The organism is Crossiella cryophila (assembly GCF_014204915.1).
In the GTDB taxonomy this organism is placed as follows: domain Bacteria; phylum Actinomycetota; class Actinomycetes; order Mycobacteriales; family Pseudonocardiaceae; genus Crossiella; species Crossiella cryophila.
This window is the reverse complement of record NZ_JACHMH010000001.1, coordinates 3,291,599-3,312,189: the sequence shown is the minus strand read 5'-3', so window position 1 is coordinate 3,312,189 and position 20,591 is coordinate 3,291,599. Positions and strand designations below refer to the sequence as shown.

Sequence of the window (20,591 nt, the reverse complement as noted above, 5' to 3'; positions counted from 1 at the left end):
GGGATGGGGGAACCGCTCGGGGAGTGTTGAAAAGCCACCCCGACTGCTCGTTCCTCCGGGCTTCGCCCGGCCGCAGTCGCCCAAGGCGTACAAGAACGGCCAACACTGGGTACGACAACGGCCAACACGCGCGGAGGTTGAAACCCACACCCCTCCCGGAGTGTTGGCCGTTCTCGTACGCCGGTTTGGCCGTTCTCGTACGCCACGTGGCCAGACTGTTCTCGACTGTCAGCCTCAAGCGGCCCTACCCGGCACCGAACGGCCCCAAGCGGCGCCCCGGTCACACCGCCCCGGCGGCTCCCCGTCCCACAACGGCCAACCCGGCGTCCCACAACGGCCAACACTCGTGTGGGGTTGGGGTGGTTCAGGTTGTGGGGAGGGCGTCTTGGTAGTGGGAGACGGTGGGGTGGGGGGTGTAGAAGTGGTGGAGCAGGGTTCGCCACTGGGGGTATTGGGGTGAGTGGCGGAAGCCTTGTTCGTGGGCGGCCTGGGTGTCCCATTCGACGAGTAGGAGGAACTCGTGGGGGCGTTCCAGGCAGCGGGACAGCCGTAGCGAGCGGAAGCCGGGCTGTTGGGAGATGAGCGGTCGGGCCTGGGCGAAGGCTTCCAGGAAGGCTGCCTCCGCGCTGGGCCGGACCGCGAGTTGAGCGTGTTCGAGTACTGGGCTCACTCACCGCCGCCGGGGGGCAGGCTTTCGTAGATCTTCTTGCAGTCGGGGCAGACCGGGGAGCCGGGCTTGGCCGACTTCGTGACCGGGAAGACCTCGCCGCAGAGCGCCACCACGTGGGTGCCCATGACCGCGCTTTCGGCGATCTTGGCCTTGCGCACGTAGTGGAACATCTTCGGCGCGTCGTCGCTGGTGCTGTCCGTGGCGTCCGGGGTGGTGTCGACCTCGGGAAGAGTCTGGGTGCTCACGTGCACCATGATGCCTCACGGACAGATGGACTTCAGCGAGAAGGAGGCAGCGGTGCTGCGGGTGAGTGACGAGGTGCGATCGGCGCTGGCTGACGGGGGCGCTGTGGTCGCGCTGGAGAGCACGATCCTCGCGCACGGGCTGCCGCCGGGGCGCAACCTCACCGTGGCCAGGGAGCTGGAGGACATCGTGCGCGCGGCGGGCGCGGTGCCCGCCACGATCGCGGTGCTGGACGGCGAGGCGGTGGCGGGACTGTCCGCCGCCGAGCTTGAGCGGGTCTGTGATCCCAGCTCTGAGCTGGTCAAACTCTCTCGGCGGGACCTGGGTGCGGCCATTGGGCTCGGGCGCAGCGGGGCCACCACGGTGGCCAGTACGGCGGCGCTCGCCCAGGTCGCGGGGATCGGGGTGTTCGCCACCGGGGGGCTGGGTGGGGTGCATCGGGGGGCCCGGGAGAGCTGGGATGTCTCCGCCGATCTGGCGGTGCTGGCCGAGACGCCGGTGCTGGTGGTGTGTTCGGGGGTGAAGTCGGTGTTGGACATCCCGGCCACGCTGGAGCTGCTGGAGACCTCGTCGGTGCCGGTGCTGGGGTACCGGACCGATCGGTTCCCCGCCTTCTACCTGCGGGAATCCGATCAGGCCGTGCCGTGGCGGGTGGACTCGCCCGCCGAGGTGGCCGCGGTGGTGGCCGCGCATCGCGGCGAGGTGCCGGGGTCGGCGGGGGTGTTGCTGGCCAATCCGATTCCGGTCGAGGCGGAGATGGACCGCGAGCTGCACGATCGGCTGCTGGCCGAGGGGCTGGCGCTGCTCGCCGAGCGGAAAGTGCGGGGCAAGGACGTCACTCCCGTGCTTCTGGCCCATTTCCACCAGGCCAGCGCGGGTGTGAGTCTGGACGCGAACGCGGCGCTGGTGCGTTCCAACGCGGACCTGGCGGCGCGGGTGGCGGTCGAGCTGAGCGGAGCTAACTGAGATGGCGCGGATCGTGGTGGTCGGGGACGCCGGCCTGGACGTGGTGGCCCGGCACGACGGGCCCCTGGTGCACGGCGGCGACACCCGCTCGGCGGTGCGCATGGTGGTCGGCGGGGCGGGGGCGAACACCGCGGCCTGGCTGGCGCACTGCGGCGCCGAGGCGGTGCTGGTCGGCCGGATCGGTGGGGACATCGCCGGGCACCGGGTCAGCGCGGAGCTGGACGCGGCGGGGGTCACCGCCGCGCTGGTGGTGGACGAGAGCGCTCCCACATGCTGTGTGGTGGTCCTGGTGGACGCCCAGGGCCAGCGCACGATGCTGCCGGACCGGGGCGCCAATGCCCGGCTCTGCCCGGCCGACATCGCCCCTGAGGCGCTGGTCGGCGCGGACCACCTGCACCTGTCCGGCTACGTGCTGCTGGACGAGGGTTCCCGCCCGGCGGGCGTGGCCGCGCTGGCCGCCGCCCGCGCGGCCGGGCTGACCACCTCGGTGGATCCGCAGGCCGCGACGCTGATCGCGCGGCTGGGCACGACCGAGTTCCTCGAGCTGGTGGCCGGGGTGGACCTGCTGCTGCCCAACTCCGACGAGCTGGCCGTGCTCACCGGGTCCACCGACCCGGAATCGGCCCGGCAACTGCTCTCGGTGGTCGGCGCGGTGGCGGTGACCTCGGGTGACGGCGGCGCGCACTGGGTCTCCCCCAGCGCGACGGTCAACGCGGACGCGCCGGTGGTGGACTGCGTGGACTCCACCGGGGCGGGCGATGCCTTCAACGCGGGACTGCTCGCGGCCTGGCGGGGCGGGGCGGAGATCGGCGCCGCGCTGGCGGCGGGGGTGTCCGCGGGGGCACGGGCGGTGCAACTCGTCGGCGCGCAGCCGCCGAGTCCGCTCAACGTGCGGGGCTGATCAGCCCAGAAGGCCGGAAGTCAGGGGTGCGGCGGCGCTCGGTGTCCTCGGGGCATCGAGCGCACGGCCGCGTCGTGCGGTGCAACCACGTACTGCGAACAACGACGGCGGATACCCGGGCGGAGAATCCGCTGTCGGCCTAGCGCGAAACGGTGATCTTGCTGATCTCGGCCAGTTCGTGCGCCACATCCCACAGCCAGGTGGTCAGGTAGAAGGCGCGGCCGAGTTCGTCGCCGGGTTCGGGCTGTTCCCGGCGCAGGTCGTAGATGGCATCCGGCACCCGCCAGCTGATCGCGGCGGTGATCCGGTAGTCCAGCAGCACCCGGAACCAGGCGCGGATCTGCCGTTCCTCCCGCAGCACCACCATGCCGCCGCGTTCGGGCAGGGTCGCCCAGACCAGGTTGATGTCCTTGTACAGACCGGCGAACAGATCCGGTTCGTGCCAGAGGCGGACCTCCTCGGACTCTTCCTCACAACAGTGCCAGTCCAGGATCGCGTTCAGCCTGCGGTCCTCGGTCGCCTCGGTCGGCAGCGGCAGGCCCAGCTCAGCCCCGAGCGGATAGTCCGTGTGGTACTGGTCCATTCGCCACTGGACGAGGGAGGCGAAACCGGAGAGGTGCCGCCGTAGCCAACTGGCCTGGGCCGAGGTGAAGTTCCCGACGACCAGCTCGTTGGCCCGGTCCCAATGGATCGCTCCGTACATCCCTGACCTCGGACTCTGACCAGTTCCCGTACCGACAACTACTGGGCGAGTTTCCGCACCGTCCACCTGAGCCCCCTGTGATTGAGCGGAACGTAACCATACCGCCACTCCGGGTGGAGATCAGCCCTCGATTACAGGATGTTGTTTCGATTCGATGGCGGTATCGTCACGCACCCGGCGGAACCTGTTCACCTTCTCCGCCTTTCGTGGTGGACGGTCGTTGGCGATGAGCACCGCCATCCACGGCAGCGGCACCGACAACAGCACCAGTCCGATGGCCAGCCACGGGATCTGGTAGCAGGCGGCTGCCGCCACCAGACATGGGATACGCAGCGACATCATCAGCATGTACTTGCGCTTGCGGGCGGCGAGCTGGTCCTCGTACGACTGCCGCGCCTCCGTGATCAGGACCGGGGTGCCGTCCCGTTGTGTGGTCATCCGACACCACCTCCTTTCTTCATCTTTCCACCTGCTGGGGCTGGGCGGGAGGGTGCTGGGGATCGACAGGTTCGAAGCCGAGATCCCGTCGCATGACATTGCGTAGTCGCGCATAGGCATCCTGGGCCTGTGCCCAGTGCTTCTCGACCAGTTCCAACCGCGCCTTCTCGGGTCCATCAGCGGTCAGTTCACGGGAGAGCCGGGAGCGTGCGATCATTGCGGTGCGCAACAAATCGCGAATCTCCGTGGTCGCCACCAGATTGATCGGTCCGAGCACATTCTTGGCTTCGATCCAGGCCGTGCGCAGATCGACAAGTTCTGGTTCGCCGATTTCCAAGTCCTTACCGCGCGCCTTGTCCTTGAGCGGGTGCAGCACCCAGTCCCAGGACTCCAGCGAGCCGATCACCTCGGCATAGGCGGCCCGCCGCGCGTCAAATCGTTTGTTGTCCTCATCGCGGCTTTTCTCCCGGTTCCACCGGCGGTCCTCCCGCCAGGCCGCGATGAACTGCGCGCCGAGCACACCGAGGAAGCCGAGCAGCCCCACGGCCACCGGCACCCAGAGCGGAACCTGCGTCATGCCGCGACAGTAGGCCCGGACCCGGCGGCTCCGGTCGGCGGGCGCGTCAGAACAGCGCGCCGACCCGCTCGATCTCCGCGGACAGTGCCCTCGCGGGCAGTTCGGCGAACAGTTCGGTGCTGATCACGCCGTTGTCCCGGCTCCACACCCCGGCCACCCGGCCGCCGTGCAGCACCACCGGCGAGATCCAGCCGGCGGCCCGGCTGACCTTGGCCAGGTGCTGCTCCGGGATCAGCTCCCTGGACACCGCCACCACGTACTGGTCGAAGGCGGGCACCAGCCGGACCGCCTTCGACGGCTTGGTCTCGCGCAGCTCGGCCAGGTCCTCGGTCAGCACGAACCCTGGTTTGCCCGCCACGCTGACCTCGGTCAGCTCGGGCCGGACCGCGGCGAACCAGCGCTTGGTCAGCCCGGGTTTGCCATTGCGGAACAACCACTGCGCGAACTCGTCGTGCCCGGCAGGGCCGAAGGCACGCAGGTAGGCGCGGACCAGGTCGGGGCCTGCCTGCTCCGGATCCGGCACGGTCCAGCCGGGCAGCCAGTGCACCGGGCTGGTGAAGGTGACCCGGTTGCCCTCGGCCGGGCCGTGGCAGAGCAGGCCCAGGTAGGCGGCGGGTTTGAACAGCGCGCCCCAGCCGGAGCCGAGCGCCTCGCGCAGCCGGGCCGAGCCGACCCGGTCGAGCACCTCGGCGACCAGCTCCTCCCGGCTGAGCAGCCGGTGGTCCAGGACCTCGGCCAGCGCGGCGAGCACCTTGGTCAGCTCCTCGGCGGTGATGCCGTGGCCACGCTGCCAGCTGCCCTTCTCCCAGAACCGGAGTGCCCCGACCGCGGCCACGAAGCTCGGCGCGAGCCCGGCGGGCAGCAGGTGCAGGGTGCCCCTGGCCGCCCACATCCGGACCAGGGTGCGGTCCAGCGTCAGCGCCCGGGTGATCTCCCCCGGCTCGGGCTCGACCTGGCGGATCCGCACCGCCAGCTCGGCCGCCGAGGGCACCTGGGCCTGCACCCCGCACAGCCGGCCGGCCAGCGCGACCGCGTCCAGCCCGGCCGGGTTGACCAGCTCGTGCCGCCGTAACCGCCAGGCCAGCGCCTGGTCCGCCCCCAGCTCCATGACACCACTATAACCGGTGTGCACCGGTTATAGTGGTGTCATGGGCGAGGAGTCGGCGGGGCTGCCGATGGTCGGGCACGACGGGCAGCACTACCGGTTCAACCCGGGGGCCCTCTGCCTGGAACTGCTGGTCAGCGGCGGCGCGGGCGAGCGGGCCAAGTGGGAGGTGCTGCACCGGGTCGCGGACCTGCGGGACTGGCTGACGCACACCCGGCTCGGCCCGGCCAGGATCAGGATGAGCGCGGCGGAACTGGCCGAGCTGAAGGTGCTGCGCGAGTCGATCTGGTTCAGCGCGGGCCGGGTCGCCAGTGGCAAGGCCCCCGGCGCGTTCGAGGACTGGAACCGGCTCGCCCAGGCTCCCCCGCCGGTGCCTGAGCTGACCGGCCAGGGGCGGCGCTGGCGGGAGCCGATCAGTGGCGCGGCACTGCTGTCCGCCTTCGCCAGGGACGCCATCGAGTTGTTCGGCGGGCCGTACCGGCACCGCGTCCGGCGCTGCGCCGCGGCGGACTGCCATCTTCTCTTCGTGGACACCTCACGCCCCGGCGCCCGCCGCTGGTGCTCGATGCAGCGCTGCGGCAACCGGGCCAAGCAGCGCGTCCGGCAGGAGGCCACCCGTGGTCACGCTTGAGCGGCTGGTCGACGTGCTCGGCGGCCTGGGCACCCGGCTGGTCTGCGCGCCGCGCGGCCGGGACGTCGAACTGCGCGGGCTCTCCCTGCACGACCCCACCGAGACCCACCCGACCAGCCCCACCGACGTGCTGCTGGGCATCGGCACCGGCTCGGTCACCGCCGCCACCCGCCTGGTCCGCGGCACCACCGCCGCCGCCGTGATCCTGCACGGACCGCCTGAGCTGGACGAACGCGTGCTCGCCGCGGCCCGCAGCTCCGGCGCGGCCGTGCTCGTGGTCGACCCCGCGGTGCCCTGGAGCCACCTCGCCGGACTGATCCACACCCTGGTGCTCAGCGGCCAGGGCCCCAGCCGGGACGTGCCAGGCGACCTGTTCGCGGTGGCCGACGCGATCGCCGCGGTGGTCGGCGGGCCGGTCACCATCGAGGACCTGCAGTCCAGGGTGCTGGCCTACTCCAACCGGCAGGATGACGTGGACGCCGCCAGGGTGCAGACCATCCTCGGCCGCCGGGTCCCGCCCGACGTGCTCAAGGCCCTCGCGGACTACGGCGTGTTCAAGCACCTGGCCAACTCCGACGAACCACTGCTGGTCCCCGCGCTCACCCCCGGCCTGCTGGGTCGCCTGATCGTGGCCATCCGGGCCGGGCGGGAACTCCTGGGCTCGGTGTGGGTCGAGGTCACCCCGCCGGTCCGGCCGCAGGCCTACTCGGCCATGGTCGACGGCGCCCGCACCGCCGCCCTGCACCTGCTGCGCGCCAGGGCGGGCGCCGACCTGGAACGCCGCGCCGAGGCCGACGCCGTGCTCAGCCTGCTGGACGGCACCGCGGACGCGCCCGGCACGCTGTCCCGCCTCGGCCTGGCCGCCGCCGGACTGCGGGTGGTCGCCCTGCACGCGCACGCCGGGATGAACGAACACGGCGCCGCGCTGCTCGCCTTCGAACGCGCCACCTCCGGTTTCGGCTGGTCCAGGCCCGGCCGCAGCGCACTGCTCGGCAACGTGCTCTACACCGTGCTGCCCGATGACAACCCCGCCCGCGACTGGCTGCGCTCGCTGCTGCGCGAACTGCCGGCCGATGTGGCCGTGCACGCCGGGATCGGCGGCAGGGCCACCCCGGCCGACCTGCCCGCCAGCCGCCTGGAAGCCGAGGAATGCCTGGCCACCCGGGTCGCCGGGCTGGTCGAGGCGGACACCGTGGACTACGACGAGCACTGGGCGCAGGTGCTGCTGCTCCGGCTGCGCACCGCGGCCGAGGCCGGCCGGCTGCCCACCCGCGGCCCGGTCGCCGACCTGCTCCGCCAGGACACCGAACACGGCACCGAGTACCTGGCCACCCTGCGCGCCTGGCTGGCCGCCGGCGGCGACGGCAGGGCCGCCGCGCGCAAACTCGCCGTGCACCCCAACACCCTGCGCTACCGGCTGCGCAAGATCGAACAGCTCACCGCGCTGCGCCTGGACGATCCGGACCAGCGGCTCGCGCTGACCGTCGGGCTGGCCGCGCTACCGGCGCAAGGACCGCGTAAAGATCGCTGGTAGCGGCGTCAAGGAGGCGTGAACGGGGGTGTTCGGCGACCGGCAGGCGGCCGGACCATGCCGATCATGGCCAACCTGCCCTACACGCTCGCGCTGATCGGCGGCTTCGTGCTGCTGGCCCTGGTCATCCGCGCGGTGCAGACCCGGCTGGCGGTCCGGCCAGCGCGTCGGCCACCGACCAGGTGAAGCGCTTACCGCCACGCGGCACCACGGTGAGTTCGGCCGCGGCCAGGTCCACCACGCAGGTGCACAGCGTGGCCGAGTCATCGGTGCCCGGCGGGCGGCACACGCCACGCGGGTGTGCGCTGGTCAGGACGTCCAGGAACCAGTCGATGCCCGGTTCGGCCGGTGGGTCCAGGCTGTCCAGGACCTTGGCGCGTTCCCGGCTGGACAGCGTGACCAGCTCGGGCAGCGTCAGGTGGCGCAGGTGGTTGGTGTGCCAGAGCGGCTCGTCCCCGGCGATCTGGACCGCGCTGGCCCCGCCCACCGCCTCCACGTGCGCGACCCGGCCGGTGCTCAGCTCGGCCAGGTTGTAGGCGAACCCGCCTGCCGAGGGCAGTTCGGTGAGCAGCCGGATCGCCTCGTCCAGATCACGCGCCCGGTGCAGGGCGCGGGCCACGAAATGGCGGCCGGGAGCGATCGCCGGTTCGGCCACCGGCAGGTGGTCCAGGCCGAAGACCAGGCCGTGCCCGGTCAGGGTGAAGGCGTTGCTGGGCAGCATGCCCGGGTACCAGAGCGCGGTGACCGGCACGTCGTCGTCGCAGTGCAGGGTGAGCAGCAGCAGGCGGCCGATCAGGGCGGACCCGCCGTCCTCGTTGTGCGCCAGCGCGCGGCCCGGCCAGGCCAGGTCCGAACAGCCTGCCGTGGTGGACGGCGGCGGCAGGTCGCCACGCAGGTTGACCAGCAGCAACGTCTGCTCGGGCAGGTTCGCGCCCGCGGCCATCGCGCGGAGTTCGGCATATTCCTGAGGGTGTCTGGTGCTGGTCAACGCGCTCAGTCTGGACAGTCGGACCAGGCCCTGGTCGGTGCGCGCGTACGCCGCCAGCGCCGGCCACTCGGGCAGGGTGTGCACGGCCTCGGTGATCTCGGCGCGGAACTGCTCGCCGAGGGCGCGGAAGACCTCGAGCCGGGGGCCGCGCAGCCCGGCCCAGCGCAGCCCGTCCAGCTCGGCGACGGTGACCGCCACAGACATGGGATGACCCCCTTCTCCGTGCGATCTCAACATAGGCGGACGGGCGGAGAAGTGGGGATCGGCGAAACGTGTGAGGATCTTCGCGTGTTCGGCGTAGCGATCGACGACCAGGTATGCGACCAGTTGCGGACGGCTTTCCTGTCCGCGGACTACCACGCGGACGGGGTGCTCGGACTGCTCGGACCCACCGCGCACGCCGCGCTGGGCCGAGGGGAGCTGGAGCCCGCCGCCAGGGCCTGCGCCGACGGCGGGGCGCTGGGCGCCCTGGTCCGGTTGTTCCTGCTCAACGAGCCGGTGCCGGAGGCGGAGGTGGCCGCCGCGCTGCGGCCGTTGCCACTGGCCGACGCGGTCCGCTCCGGGCTGCTGCACACCGACGGCGAGTCCGTGCGGGCCGCGCTGGACCTGCGGCCCTACGGCGATGACCAGGGCTCCTGGTGGGTGCTCTCCGACCTGGACTCCGATGCCCGCGGCGGCCCGGTGCCCGCTGACCACGTGCTCGGCGTCGGGCACGCCTCGCTCAGCCTGGCCAGGGCCACCGCCCGCCGCCCGGTCGGCGCGCTGCTGGACCTCGGCACCGGCTGCGGGGTGCAGTCGCTGCACGCCAGCAGGCATGCCGAGCACGTCACCGCCACGGATCTGTCCGGCCGGGCGCTCGCGCTGGCCTCGGCCACCTTCCGGCTCAACCAGCTCGATGTGGAACTCAGCCGCGGCGAGTGGTTCAAGCCGGTGGCCGGGCGGCGGTTCCAGCAGATCGTGTGCAACCCGCCGTTCGTGGTCGGGCCGCCGAGGGTGGACTACGTCTACCGCGACTCCGGGCTGTCCGGGGACAGCGCCAGCGAACTGGTCATCCGGCAGCTGCCAGAGCACCTCGCCGACGGCGGGGTCGGGCAGCTGCTCGCCTCCTGGCTGCACATCAAGGGCCAGAACTGGGGTGAGCGGGTCGCCTCCTGGCTGCCGGCGCAGGGCATGGACGCCTGGGTGGTGCAGCGGGACGTGGCCGATCCGGCGCTGTATGTCGGCACCTGGTTGCGCGACGCTGGGGTGGATCCGCGTTCGCCGGAGGGCCGGGAGCAGGCCGGGCGTTGGCTGGACTGGTTCGCGGAGAACCAGGTCGAGGGCATCGGGTTCGGCTTCGTGACGCTGCGGCACACCCAGACCGGGCCCGCCGACATCGTGTGCGAGGACCTGCGCCAGGCCTATGACGACCCGCTGGGCCCGGAGACCGCCGGCTGGCTGGACCGGGTGGCCTGGCTGCGGCAGCACAGCGAGGACGAGGACCTGCTCGCCGCCCGGCTCACCGTGCCCGCCTCGGTGGCGCTGGAGGAGATCTCCTCGCCAGCCGAGGACGGCTGGAGTTCGCTGGTGCGCAGGCTGCACCGGCAGGACGGGCCGGGCTGGCAGCACGACCTGGACGACCTGGCCGCCGCACTGCTGGCCGGTTGCCGGGGGCACCTGGACCTGGGCGACCTGCTCGGGCTGCTCGCCGCCGCGCACGGGCTGCCGACCGACGTGCTGGTCATGGGCGCGCTGCCGGCGGTCCGCAGCCTGATCCGGCACGGGATGCTGGTGCCTGCCGACTGGGTCGTGGCGTGAGGGCGGTCGTCTCCAGGGTCACCCGCGCCAGCGTCACCGTCGAGGACGAGGTGGTCGGCGCGATCGAGGAGCCCGGTCTGCTGGTGCTGCTCGGCGTCACGCACACCGACACCGAGGTGACCGCGGCCACCATGGCCCGGAAACTGCACGAGCTGCGGGTGCTGAGGGAGGAGCGGTCGTGCGCCGAAACCGGGGCTCCGCTGCTCGTAGTGAGCCAGTTCACGCTCTACGGCCAGACCCGCAAGGGCAGGCGCCCGTCGTGGACCGAGGCGGCCCGTCCGGAGGTGGCCGAGCCGTTGGTGGTCGCGGTGGTAGAAGCCCTGCGTAACCGGGGTGCGCGGGTGGCGACGGGGCGGTTCCGCGCGGCCATGGCGGTGGAAAGCGTGAACGACGGTCCATTCACCGTGCTGGTCGATCTTTAAGGGTTCTCTTTACGCCTTCTCAGCGAATCCTCAGCCTGCGGAAGCAACCCCGCAGGTCAGCCTGACGTCTTGCTAATTGAGAGTGGGTACCGGGAACGAAACCGAGATCGGCTTCGTTATCCAAGTGTCCAGCCAGGACGGGGCGGGGAAACCGCACAGGGACGGAACCCCCGCACTGAAGGGGCCGCCGCGCAACGGGGCGTCGGCTTGGTGACGCATGCCCGCACGACGCCGTTTGCCCGCGACCAGGGAGGGAGCTCCGATGACCGCCCTACTGAAACTTACCGAGCAGGAGCCGCAGGAAGCTGCACAGATCGAGGCGCACGACCTCGACGCGCAGAGCCCGGCGGCTGACCTGGTTCGAGTCTACCTGAACGGAATCGGCCGCACCGCGTTGTTGAGCGCGGCGCAGGAAGTCGATCTCGCCAAGCGCATCGAAGCGGGGGTATTCGCCCGCCACATGCTGGATGAGGCGAAGTCGCTTTCCCCGCAGCGCCGAGCCGACCTGAAGACTCTGGTTCGTGACGGGCACACCGCCAAGAACCATTTGCTGGAAGCGAACCTGCGCCTGGTGGTCAGTCTCGCCAAGCGCTACACCGGACGCGGTATGCCGCTGCTGGACCTCATCCAGGAGGGCAACCTCGGGCTGATCCGCGCGGTGGAGAAGTTCGACTACAGCAAGGGCTTCAAGTTCTCCACCTACGCGACCTGGTGGATCCGGCAGGCGATCACCCGCGGCATGGCCGACCAGGGCCGCACCATCCGGCTGCCCGTGCACCTGGTGGAACAGGTCAACAAGCTGGCCCGGATCAAGCGCGACCTGCACCAGCAGCTCGGCCGTGAGGCCACGCACGAGGAGCTGGCCGCGGAGTCGGGCCTGCCCGCGGACAAGATCTCCGACCTGCTCGACCACGCCCGCGACCCGGTGAGCCTGGACATGCCGGTCGGCGCCGAGGAAGACGCCCCGCTGGGCGACTTCATCGAGGACTCCGAGGCCACCGACGCCGAAAGCGCGGTCATCTCGGGCCTGCTCCAGGACGACCTGCGCCGAGTGCTGGCCACCCTGGACGACCGCGAACAGCACGTCATCCGCCTCCGCTACGGCCTGGACGACGGCCAGCCGCGGACCCTGGACCAGATCGGCCGCCGATTCGGCCTCTCGCGCGAGCGGGTTCGCCAGATCGAGCGGGAGGTCATGTCCAAGCTGCGGCAGGGCGACCGGGCCGAGCGGCTGCGGGCGTACGCGAGCTGAGCTTGTTCTGGAGTGACGCTGAGTAGCGCTTGGGGTCACCCGGATAGCGGCGTTGACTTGTGACCTGCCTCACGGCACGGTTCTCCAAGACAACACAGACTGCGCAGTCCGGCTGTACCACTACAGCCGGATTGCACACCCCGGGAGGTCGGACCCGTCGGGGGCGGGTCCGGCCTTCCGACATGTCCGGGGTTCGCGACCCGTGGCGGGGTTGGGGTTGGGGGTGAAACCCCCACGACGAGGGTTCTCGCGTGTTCTCCGTACGGCCTGGAGCTTGCTGACCGCGCCTCACCGAGTGGCCCCTGCAACCTGCCGCCGCCTGCCCACGAATCCGCAACGGGGGCCACTCGGTGAGGTGTGGTTGGCTTGCGGAAGGCCGTGCGGAGAACACGCGAGCCCTCGGAGCCACGCTGGAACCGGCCCCGGCAACACAAACCCCGCCCCGCAACCTGCTCATCCCGGGGTTTGACTTGCCCCACCCCCTCCGGTGGTCTGCCCGGCCGGCGAGGCCATCTTTTCCGCTCTTGATCTTTACGCTGTTGGCCTCTGTTGCTGAGGTACACGAGCGACAGTCAAGGGCGTCCTCGCCGGACGGGCAGAAATCAAAGGATGGGGGGGAAAGTCAAAGACAAGAGCAAGAGCAGTGCTCGTACGGTTCCCCCATCCCCGTCAGCCTTCCGATACCAAACCACATCCCAGCCAGCGACCGCCGTCACGTTGGGTTGGCCGGGCGGCGGTTTGTGTTGCAGCGGCCGCTGGCTGGGATGCGGTGTGTCCTCTCCAGGCTGACGGGGATGGGGGAACCGCTCGGGGAGTGTTGAAAAGCCACCCCGGCTGCCTGTGCTCGGGCTCCGCCCGCTCGCGGCGCGTGGGAACCGCCTAGCCGCAGCGTTCCCGGGCTTCGCCCGCTTGCCCCCAACGCTCACCGCTCCGGGCTTCGCCCGCCCGGCGTCCCACAACGGCCAACGTGCCGTACAACAACGGCCAACGTGGTGTCCCAGAACGGCCAACACTCCGTACCAAAGCGGCCAACACGCGGGCTGGGGTTTCAAGCTCCCGGCGTGTTGGCCGTTCTGGGACGGTGTGTTGGCCGTTCTCGTACCGGGTGTTGGCCGTTCTTGTACGGAGCGTTGGCTGTTGTTGTGCGGGTTATGGGGTTAGGAAGCGGGTGGTCCAGCGGGTGATTTCTTCTTGGGTGGCGCCGTGGGCCAGTAGCCAGCCTTGGGGGCCGTTTTCGTGGGTGTCCAGGGTGTCCAGGACGCCTTCCAGGGCTGGGGCGGGGGCGGCCAGGAGGTGTTTCATGGTGGTCAGTTGGGCTTCGGTGGGTTCTGGGCGGCCCAGGCTGGTGGCTACTCGGCGGATTACGCCGGTCATGTTGGCTTCGGTGCGTACGTAGTCGGCGATGATGGTTTCGCGGGGGACGCCGGCGGCTCGGAGCAGCAGGGCTACGGAGACTCCGGTTCGGTCCTTGCCTACCGAGCAGTGGACCAGGACGGCGCCGTCGGCCTCGCCTGCCAGGCGGAGGATCTGGACCAGGCCTTCGGCTGATTCCTCCAGCAGTTGGCGGTAGAGCTTGCCTAGGTCCAGGGCACTGGGGTCGGTGGTCGCGGCGGCCATGATCAGGTCCAGCATGGGGATGCGGTGGATCTTGGTGCCGGTGGACTGCAGGGGGTGGTCGGGGTGGCCTTCCTGGGTGCCGCGCAGGTCGAGGACCACCGCGGGCGGCCAGCCGGCCAGGTCTGGGGTGGGGTCGCCTGCCAGGGGGGCCTCGCTGCGCAGCAGCACGCCGTGCCGGGTCAGTCTGCCGTCCTCCGTGCGCAACCCGCCCAGGTCGCGGCTGTTGACGAGTCCCGTGGTCACCATGTCCCCCTCGACTAAGTTGAACTGCCTGCCCAAACCTACGCGGGGGTCTCGCCATGCTCGACCTGCCCCAGCTGCACGCCCTGCACGCGGTGCACACCCAGGGCTCGGTGCGGGCCGCGGCGCGGACCCTGCACCTGACCACCTCGGCGGTGTCGCAGCGGCTGGCCCGGCTCGAACGGGAACTGGGCAAGCCGATGCTGGAGCGCACTGGGCGCGGGGTGCGGTTGACCGAGGCGGCGCTCGTGCTGGTGGCGCACGCGGATCGGATCCTGGCCGCGGTCGCCGAGGCGGAGGCGGCGGTGGAGGAGAAGGCGGGGGTGGTGCTGGGCGGGGTGTCGGTGGCGGCGTTCTCCACCGCGGCCCGCGCGTTGCTTCCACCCGCGCTGGAACTGGTGCGCGCCCGGCATCCGGGGTTGCGGGTTGGGCTGGGTGAGTTGGAGCCGCACGAGGCTCTGCCGTTGGTGGCCGGGGCCGAGCTGGATCTGGCGATCGTGCAGGACTGGCCGGACGCGCCGTTGGAGTTGCCGGGTGGGTTGGCGCGGGCGGGATTGCTTGATGACGTGGTGGATGTGGTGGTACCTGATGATCACCGGTTGGGTGCTGTCGCCACGTTGGCCGAGTTGGGTGGGGAGAGTTGGGTCAGCTGGCCGGAGGGCACTGGGTGCCGGGACTGGCTGCGGCGGGTTGTCGGTGGGGCGGATGTGGTGCACAGCGCGGGTGAGCATCACACCCAGTTGGCGTTGGTGGCTCGGGGATTGGGGATCGCGATGATGCCTCGGCTCGGGCGGGGCCTACTGCCGGGTGGGGTTCGGGTGGTGGAGTTGGAACCGGTGTCGCATCGGCACGTCTACGCGGTGTGGCGGGTGGAGTCGGCCCGGCGGCCGGCGATCCGGGCGGTATTGGAGGCCATCGACCTGGCGGCGCTGGAACTCACTGGCTGAGGCGGGCCAGTTGGGCCGGGGTCAGGGACAGCTCGCGGGCCGCGATGTTCTCCTCCAGATGGGCGAGCGAGGAAGTTCCCGGGATGGGCACGATCACCGGGGAGTGGTGCAACAGCCAGGACAGGGCCACCTGGGCGGGTGACGCGCCGACCTCGCGGGCCACCTCGGCGACGGGTGCGTCCGGGTGGGTCAGGGTGCCGGCGATGGGCAGCCAGGGGATGAAGGTGATGCCCTCGGCCGTGCAGTGGTCGAGGACGGCCTCGTGGCGGCGGTCGGTGAGGTTGTACTGGTTCTGCACGCTGGCGATCTCGACGTGGGTGCGGGCCTCGATGAGTTGGGGCACGGTCACCTCGGACAGGCCGATCTTGGCTGCCTTGCCTTCCCGCACCAGGTCGGCGAGCACGCCGAACTGGTCGGCGGCGGGGACCTTCGGGTCGATCCGGTGCAGCTGGAACAGGTCAAGGCGGTCCACGCGCAGGCGGCGCAGGCTCAGTTCGACCTGCTGGCGCAGGTACTCGGGGCGGCCCAGCGGCACCCAGGCGGACGGGCCCGGCCTGCTCTGCCCCGCCTTGGTGCCGATGGTCAGGTGCGCTGGATACGGGTGCAGGGCCGCGGCCAGGAGTTCCTCGTTGGTGCCAAGGCCGTAGGCGTCGGCGGTGTCGATGAAGTCCACGCCCAGCTCCACCGCGCGGCGGGCCACCGCGATGGCCGAGGCGGGGTCGTTGGGGCGATCCCAGCCGGTGAGCCGCATCGCGCCGAAGCCCAGCCGGAAGTCACTGATCGTCATGGTGGGAGACTCTGCCCAGCTCAGCGGGGTTGTGGGTGCACTGTTGCCGGACCAGGGGGTCGAGTGCCGCTGCACGATCCGGACGGGGATCACACCCGGTCAGCGCCAGGCCGCCGGAGCGCACGCGGTAGTTTCATCAGATACCCGAATCGCAGGCAAGGGAGCCCGCGTGACTGCCACCACCACGGCGTTTGAGTACACCGACGTTCTGCCGCTCGGCCCGGACCAGACCGAGTACCGCCTCGTCACCACCGAGGGCGTGCGGCTGGTCGAGGCCGCGGGACGGCGCTTCCTCGAGGTCGACCCCGAGGTGCTGACCCTGCTCGCCCGGGAGGCGATCAAGGACATCCAGCACCTGCTGCGGCCCTCGCACCTGGCCCAGCTGCGCGCGATCATCGACGACCCGGAGGCCAGCGGTAACGACCGGTTCGTCGCGATGGACCTGCTGCGCAACGCCTGCATCGCCGCCGGCGGGGTGCTGCCGATGTGCCAGGACACCGGCACCGCGATCGTGATGGGCAAGCGCACCGAGACCGTGCTCACCGGCGGCGCGGACGAGCAGGCGCTCTCCCGCGGCATCTTCGACGCCTACCAGGAACTGAACCTGCGCTACTCGCAGATGGCGCCGGTGACCTTCTGGGACGAGAAGAACACCGGGTCCAACCTGCCCGCGCAGATCGAGGTGTTCACCAAGCCCGGCACCGAACCCAAGTACGAGTTCCTGTTCATGGCCAAGGGCGGCGGCAGCGCGAACAAGACCTTCCTGTACCAGGAGACCAAGGCGCTGCTGAACCCGGTGCGGCTGGCCAAGTTCCTGGACGAGAAGCTGCGCAGCCTGGGCACCGCGGCCTGCCCGCCGTACCACCTCGCGGTGGTCGTCGGCGGACTGTCCGCGGAGCAGAACCTCAAGGTCGCCAAGCTCGCCTCGGCCCGCTACCTCGACGAGCTGCCCACCGAGGGATCCCCGCTGGGACACGCCTTCCGCGATGTCGACCTGGAACAGCAGGTCCTCGAACTGACCCGTCAGTTCGGCATCGGCGCGCAGTTCGGCGGCAAGTACTTCTGCCACGACGTGCGGGTGATCCGGCTGCCCCGGCACGGCGCCTCCTGCCCGGTCGGCGTGGCGGTGTCCTGCTCGGCGGACCGCCAGGCGCGAGCCAAGATCACCCCTGAGGGCGTGTTCATCGAGCAGCTCGAACGCGATCCGGCCCGGTTCCTGCCGGAGATCGGCGACGGCGAGCTGTCCGACGAGGTGGTCAACATCGACCTCACGCTGCCGATGGAGCAGATCCGCGAGACGCTGACCAAGCTGCCGGTCAAGACCAGGGTCTCGCTGACCGGTCCGCTGGTGGTGGCCCGCGACATCGCGCACGCCAAGATCAAGGAGCGGCTGGACGCGGGCGAGGGCATGCCGCAGTACCTGCGCGATCACCCCGTCTACTACGCCGGTCCGGCCAAGACGCCCGAGGGCTACGCCTCCGGGTCGTTCGGGCCGACCACCGCCGGCCGGATGGACTCCTATGTGGAGCAGTTCCAGGCCGAGGGCGGCTCACTGGTCATGCTGGCCAAGGGAAACCGGTCCAAGCAGGTCACCGATGCCTGCCAGAGCCACGGCGGTTTCTACCTCGGTTCCATCGGCGGTCCGGCGGCCCGGCTGGCCCAGGACTGCATCCGCAAGGTCGAGGTGCTCGAGTACGCCGAACTCGGCATGGAGGCGGTGTGGAAGATCGAGGTCGAGGACTTCCCCGCGTTCGTGGTGGTCGACGACAAGGGCAACGACTTCTTCGCAGGCACCAGTCAGCCCACCCTCCAGGTGTCCTTCCGACGCTGATTTGTTACTCCGCAACGATTGTGAGCACATGGCAAGGTACGCGCTGCTGATTCTGCCCGCGTTCAACCGGGTGTACGGGGAGTCGGCCATCCGGCTGACCCGCACCGAGCTGGCGGTGTTCAGCGAGACCGCGTTGCACACCGAGGTCGCCGACGTCGCCGAGACGGAGATCGGCGGCGTCCCCTACGTCACCTTCGAGTCCGGGACGCTGGACGAGTACGACATCTCGGTGCTGTCCAACCTGTCCTCGGTGTACGCGTTGTACGCGGTCGAGGGCGAGTTGCTGCGGCCGCTGCGAGTGTCCCCTTTGGACAAGTTCAGCAGCGATCTGCTGACCATCCAGAAGTACTCGGGCAAGACCAACGAGCACTTCACCAAGCTGCTGCTCAACGTCACCCTGCTGGCCCGCGCCGAACCCGGTGAGCTGATGGACAAGAAGCTCGCTGTCTTCGACCCGATGTGCGGGCGCGGCACCACGCTGAACCAGGCGCTGATGTACGGCCACGACGCCTTCGGCATGGACACCGACAGCAAGGACTTCGACGCCTACGCGCACTTCCTGGCCACCTGGCTGAAGAACCACCGGATCAAGCACCAGCACGAGGTCACCCCGATCCGGCGGGACAAGTCGCTGATCGGCAAGCGGCTCAGCGTGAAACTGGGGCTGACCAAGGAGCTGTACAAGGCGGGCGAGGCCAACCAGCTCATGGTGGTCAACGCCGACACCGTGCGCAGCCGGGAGTTCTTCCGCGCCGAGACCGTGGACGCGATCGTCACCGACGCGCCCTACGGCGTGCAGCACGGTTCCCGGCCCACCCAGAAGCACCTCGCCCGCAGCCCACTGGAGCTGCTGTACAACGCGGTGCCGGGGTGGAGCCAGATCCTGCGACCCGGCGGTGCCATCGGCATCTCCTGGAACACGCACGTGGCCGGCCGGGACGAGCTGGTGAAGATCCTGGCGGACAACGGTTTGCAGCCGCTCGATGACGGTCCGTGGCGCGAGTTCGAGCACCGGGTGGACCAGTCGATCATCCGCGATCTGGTGGTGGCGCGGAAACCCGGCTGAGCCGATATCCCACTGCCCTCGGCCGGGCGGGGACGCATACTGTCGCGGTGAGCACCTTCCTCCGCTACCGCTGGCTGCCCGAGGGCGCGTTCCCGCTCGGCCTTGGCGAGCCGTATGCCCGCCCCGCCGGGCGCTACCTCACCCTCGGTGTGGCCGCGCTGGTGCTGATGGGCATGCCGATGTGGTTGCCGCGCTGGGCCTGGCTGCTGATCGGCGCCGGACTGGCGGTGTGGGCCACGGTGGTCTTCGGGTTCGCCCAGCGGCCGCGGTACCCGACCAGCTGGCTGGTCCGGCAGAGCGACCGGATCGGCCGGGTGGACGCCGGGGACAAGGACCTGACCGGACCGGCGCCCGGGGTGGTGACCTGGTTGCGGTCGGGCCGGATCCAGCTGGTGCAGCGGTCCTGGGCCACCGCGGCCACCGCGGCGCACGCCCGGTTCCTGGACGCGACCGGGCTGGCCGGGACGACCTCGGCAGCGGATTGGGACGAGGACGAGGAATTCGAGCACGGCACCGGGGAAACCGGCTATGTGCTGCGGGATGACCGGGCCGCGTTCGCGGTGCACGGCTACGAGATGTCGGACGAGTCCAGGGCCGGGCTGTTGCCGTTCCAGTGGCTGGGTGTGGCCAGGGACCGGCTGGCCGTGCAGCGGCACACGCCGACGGTGACCAGGGTCGGCTACGACGATGTGCGTGCGCTGGCCAGGGTCGGCGCCGCGCCCGCGCACCGGCTGGAGGCGGCCTTCGCCGGGCACGCCCAGCCGAGTGAGGTGGACCTGGTGCTGGAGCTGGGTCTGCCGCGCGGCTGGCCGTCCATTCTGGACACCCTGCCGCCCGCGGAGGTGCGGGCGATGCTGGTGCCCGCGCGGATCGCGGTGCTGCGCGCGGAACTGCTCGCCCAGGGCGAACGGGACCTGGCCTGGGAACAGGAACGCGAGGTGGTCACCCCGGTCAGTCCGGAGTGGACACAGCGCTGGCTGCGGCGGCTGGACACGATCAGCGCGTCCGGACAGGCCCCGGAACTGACCCCCGGCGCGTGGCCGGAACTGTCCGGCACCGCGTACACCGGCCTGCTGCTGGCCGCCACCGCGACCGACCCGACGGATCGGCCACTGCGGCCGCTGCTGGAAAGTCTGGGCGTGCCAACGGAATCAGCGGCCCAGCGACTGGACTGGGCACCGGGACGAGCCATGGGGCACCTGCTGGACCGGGCGAATCTGGTTGCCTGCTACGGGTTCTCGATCTGCGCCGGCGCGGCGTTCAGCGCCTGGCTGGACTCCTGACCCGGCCCGGATCCGGGCGGAGTTCGGCGCCCCGGCTGGGTTCCGCGCCTGCCGGGGCGCCGCATTCGGTTGGTCGGGTTACTTGGTCTCCTGCTTGGCGGTGACGACGACGCCGCGCTCCCCCAACGGTTTGGCCAGCTTCACGGTGACCGGCGGGAACCGCAGGTCCATCGTGCAGGCCTCGCTGTTGGCGGGGGTGGTCTCCACCAGCGTGATCTTCACGCCGGTGTCGGTCTGCTCGGTCAGGTCGGCGCGCACCTTGCTGCAGCCGCCTTCCTTGCCGAACGTGCCGACCACGGTGCCGTCACCCTCGGTCCACACCCGCTTGGGGAAGTCCGCGGGCAGTGCCGACAGGTCGGCCTTGTTCTTCGCCAACGGTTTTCCGCCGGCGGGCGGTTCCATCTCCGGACCCGGCTCCGGTGTGGGCTGGGCTGAGGAGGGCGGCGGAGTCGGTTGTCCGCCAAAACCAGCCGTGGGCTCCGCACAGGCGCTCAACGCGAGCACCAGCGCCGCCCCGGCGCCGACCACGGTAGCTAGACGTCTCATGTGCACAGGACGGAACGGTAGCCACGGCGGGTTGCACGCGGGGGCCAAAG

At 70.7% G+C, this 20,591-nt stretch carries 22 protein-coding genes; 12 read left to right on the top strand and 10 right to left on the bottom strand.

What is annotated here, in order from left to right; genetic code table 11:
• Positions 1-364: 364 nt before the first annotated feature.
• The gene (locus HNR67_RS45670; RefSeq protein ID WP_185002758.1) at positions 365-670 is read right to left on the bottom strand and encodes an antibiotic biosynthesis monooxygenase family protein; all 306 of its coding nucleotides are present in this window, start codon (positions 668-670) and stop codon (positions 365-367) included.
• Complete coding sequence (locus HNR67_RS15380; protein WP_185002757.1) at positions 667-915, bottom strand: DUF3039 domain-containing protein; 249 nt, start codon at positions 913-915, stop codon at positions 667-669. The genes HNR67_RS45670 and HNR67_RS15380 overlap by 4 nt, the downstream gene beginning before the upstream one ends.
• Positions 916-940: 25 nt before the next feature.
• Here HNR67_RS15380 and HNR67_RS15375 point away from each other — a divergent pair, with 25 nt between their 5' ends.
• Both HNR67_RS15375 and HNR67_RS15370 read left to right on the top strand, forming a co-directional pair.
• Complete coding sequence (locus HNR67_RS15375; RefSeq protein WP_185002756.1) at positions 941-1,879, top strand: pseudouridine-5'-phosphate glycosidase; 939 nt, start codon at positions 941-943, stop codon at positions 1,877-1,879.
• Position 1,880: 1 nt separating this feature from the next.
• Positions 1,881-2,780 (top strand): carbohydrate kinase family protein, encoded by a 900-nt coding sequence (locus HNR67_RS15370; RefSeq protein ID WP_185002755.1) that lies wholly within the window; start codon positions 1,881-1,883, stop codon positions 2,778-2,780.
• A 139-nt stretch (positions 2,781-2,919) separates the two neighbouring features.
• Here HNR67_RS15370 and HNR67_RS15365 read toward each other — a convergent pair whose 3' ends face one another.
• From HNR67_RS15365 to HNR67_RS15350, 4 genes are all read right to left on the bottom strand, one after another.
• Positions 2,920-3,483: a DUF2017 family protein gene (locus HNR67_RS15365; RefSeq protein WP_185002753.1), complete on the bottom strand. Its 564-nt coding sequence runs from the start codon at positions 3,481-3,483 to the stop codon at positions 2,920-2,922.
• 120 nt (positions 3,484-3,603) lie between these two features.
• On the bottom strand, positions 3,604-3,921 hold the full coding sequence (locus HNR67_RS15360; RefSeq protein ID WP_185002752.1) for a DUF3099 domain-containing protein: 318 nt from the start codon (positions 3,919-3,921) through the stop codon (positions 3,604-3,606).
• Positions 3,922-3,940: 19 nt separating this feature from the next.
• Entirely contained in the window at positions 3,941-4,498 is a 558-nt protein-coding gene (locus tag HNR67_RS15355; protein WP_185002750.1) for a hypothetical protein, read from the bottom strand.
• Positions 4,499-4,544: 46 nt separating this feature from the next.
• Positions 4,545-5,606, bottom strand: a complete 1,062-nt coding sequence (locus tag HNR67_RS15350) for a winged helix DNA-binding domain-containing protein (RefSeq protein ID WP_185002748.1) — start codon at positions 5,604-5,606, stop codon at positions 4,545-4,547.
• A 40-nt stretch (positions 5,607-5,646) separates the two neighbouring features.
• On the opposite strand from HNR67_RS15350, the gene HNR67_RS15345 reads away from it, so the two are divergent.
• Genes HNR67_RS15345 through HNR67_RS15335 form a run of 3 tightly spaced genes read left to right on the top strand, consistent with a single transcriptional unit; the run spans position 5,647 to position 7,951 of the window.
• Complete coding sequence (locus HNR67_RS15345; RefSeq protein ID WP_185002747.1) at positions 5,647-6,234, top strand: CGNR zinc finger domain-containing protein; 588 nt, start codon at positions 5,647-5,649, stop codon at positions 6,232-6,234.
• The gene (locus tag HNR67_RS15340; RefSeq protein ID WP_185002745.1) at positions 6,221-7,768 is read left to right on the top strand and encodes a PucR family transcriptional regulator; all 1,548 of its coding nucleotides are present in this window, start codon (positions 6,221-6,223) and stop codon (positions 7,766-7,768) included. Before HNR67_RS15345 ends, HNR67_RS15340 begins: the two co-directional genes overlap by 14 nt.
• A gap of 15 nt (positions 7,769-7,783) precedes the next feature.
• A complete protein-coding gene (locus HNR67_RS15335; RefSeq protein WP_185011804.1) occupies positions 7,784-7,951 on the top strand; it encodes a hypothetical protein in 168 nt (55 codons plus the stop codon).
• On the opposite strand, the gene HNR67_RS15330 is transcribed toward HNR67_RS15335, so the two are convergent.
• Positions 7,890-8,957: a C45 family autoproteolytic acyltransferase/hydolase gene (locus HNR67_RS15330; RefSeq protein WP_185002743.1), complete on the bottom strand. Its 1,068-nt coding sequence runs from the start codon at positions 8,955-8,957 to the stop codon at positions 7,890-7,892. The two genes, HNR67_RS15335 and HNR67_RS15330, sit on opposite strands and share 62 nt — an antisense overlap.
• Positions 8,958-9,041: 84 nt before the next feature.
• Here HNR67_RS15330 and HNR67_RS15325 point away from each other — a divergent pair, with 84 nt between their 5' ends.
• The 3 genes from HNR67_RS15325 (at position 9,042) to HNR67_RS15315 (ending at position 12,224) form a co-directional block, all read left to right on the top strand.
• Complete coding sequence (locus HNR67_RS15325; protein ID WP_312987314.1) at positions 9,042-10,550, top strand: DUF7782 domain-containing protein; 1,509 nt, start codon at positions 9,042-9,044, stop codon at positions 10,548-10,550.
• Positions 10,547-10,972, top strand: coding sequence for a D-aminoacyl-tRNA deacylase (dtd, locus tag HNR67_RS15320; protein ID WP_185002739.1), 426 nt, complete (start codon positions 10,547-10,549; stop codon positions 10,970-10,972). Before HNR67_RS15325 ends, dtd begins: the two co-directional genes overlap by 4 nt.
• 262 nt (positions 10,973-11,234) lie before the next feature.
• Positions 11,235-12,224 carry a sigma-70 family RNA polymerase sigma factor gene (locus HNR67_RS15315; protein ID WP_246492520.1) on the top strand — a complete coding sequence of 330 codons (990 nt, stop codon included), beginning with the start codon at positions 11,235-11,237 and terminating at the stop codon, positions 12,222-12,224.
• A gap of 1,149 nt (positions 12,225-13,373) precedes the next feature.
• Here HNR67_RS15315 and HNR67_RS15310 read toward each other — a convergent pair.
• Positions 13,374-14,084 (bottom strand): tyrosine-protein phosphatase, encoded by a 711-nt coding sequence (locus HNR67_RS15310; RefSeq protein ID WP_185002737.1) that lies wholly within the window; start codon positions 14,082-14,084, stop codon positions 13,374-13,376.
• Between the two features lie 56 nt (positions 14,085-14,140).
• On the opposite strand from HNR67_RS15310, the gene HNR67_RS15305 reads away from it, so the two are divergent.
• A complete protein-coding gene (locus HNR67_RS15305; RefSeq protein ID WP_185002735.1) occupies positions 14,141-15,028 on the top strand; it encodes a LysR family transcriptional regulator in 888 nt (295 codons plus the stop codon).
• On the opposite strand, the gene HNR67_RS15300 is transcribed toward HNR67_RS15305, so the two are convergent.
• Entirely contained in the window at positions 15,018-15,815 is a 798-nt protein-coding gene (locus HNR67_RS15300) for an aldo/keto reductase (RefSeq protein WP_185002734.1), read from the bottom strand. The genes HNR67_RS15305 and HNR67_RS15300 overlap by 11 nt on opposite strands.
• A gap of 169 nt (positions 15,816-15,984) precedes the next feature.
• Between HNR67_RS15300 and HNR67_RS15295 the strand changes: the two genes are divergently transcribed.
• The 3 genes from HNR67_RS15295 to HNR67_RS15285 are packed head-to-tail and all read left to right on the top strand — an operon-like array spanning position 15,985 to position 19,995.
• Positions 15,985-17,646: a fumarate hydratase gene (locus HNR67_RS15295; protein ID WP_185002732.1), complete on the top strand. Its 1,662-nt coding sequence runs from the start codon at positions 15,985-15,987 to the stop codon at positions 17,644-17,646.
• A 28-nt stretch (positions 17,647-17,674) separates the two neighbouring features.
• The gene (locus tag HNR67_RS15290) at positions 17,675-18,712 is read left to right on the top strand and encodes a TRM11 family SAM-dependent methyltransferase (RefSeq protein WP_185002730.1); all 1,038 of its coding nucleotides are present in this window, start codon (positions 17,675-17,677) and stop codon (positions 18,710-18,712) included.
• Positions 18,713-18,759: 47 nt separating this feature from the next.
• A complete protein-coding gene (locus HNR67_RS15285; RefSeq protein ID WP_185002728.1) occupies positions 18,760-19,995 on the top strand; it encodes a hypothetical protein in 1,236 nt (411 codons plus the stop codon).
• 78 nt (positions 19,996-20,073) lie between these two features.
• Here HNR67_RS15285 and HNR67_RS15280 read toward each other — a convergent pair whose 3' ends face one another.
• Entirely contained in the window at positions 20,074-20,541 is a 468-nt protein-coding gene (locus HNR67_RS15280; protein WP_185002727.1) for a hypothetical protein, read from the bottom strand.
• Between the last annotated feature and the right edge of the window lie 50 nt (positions 20,542-20,591).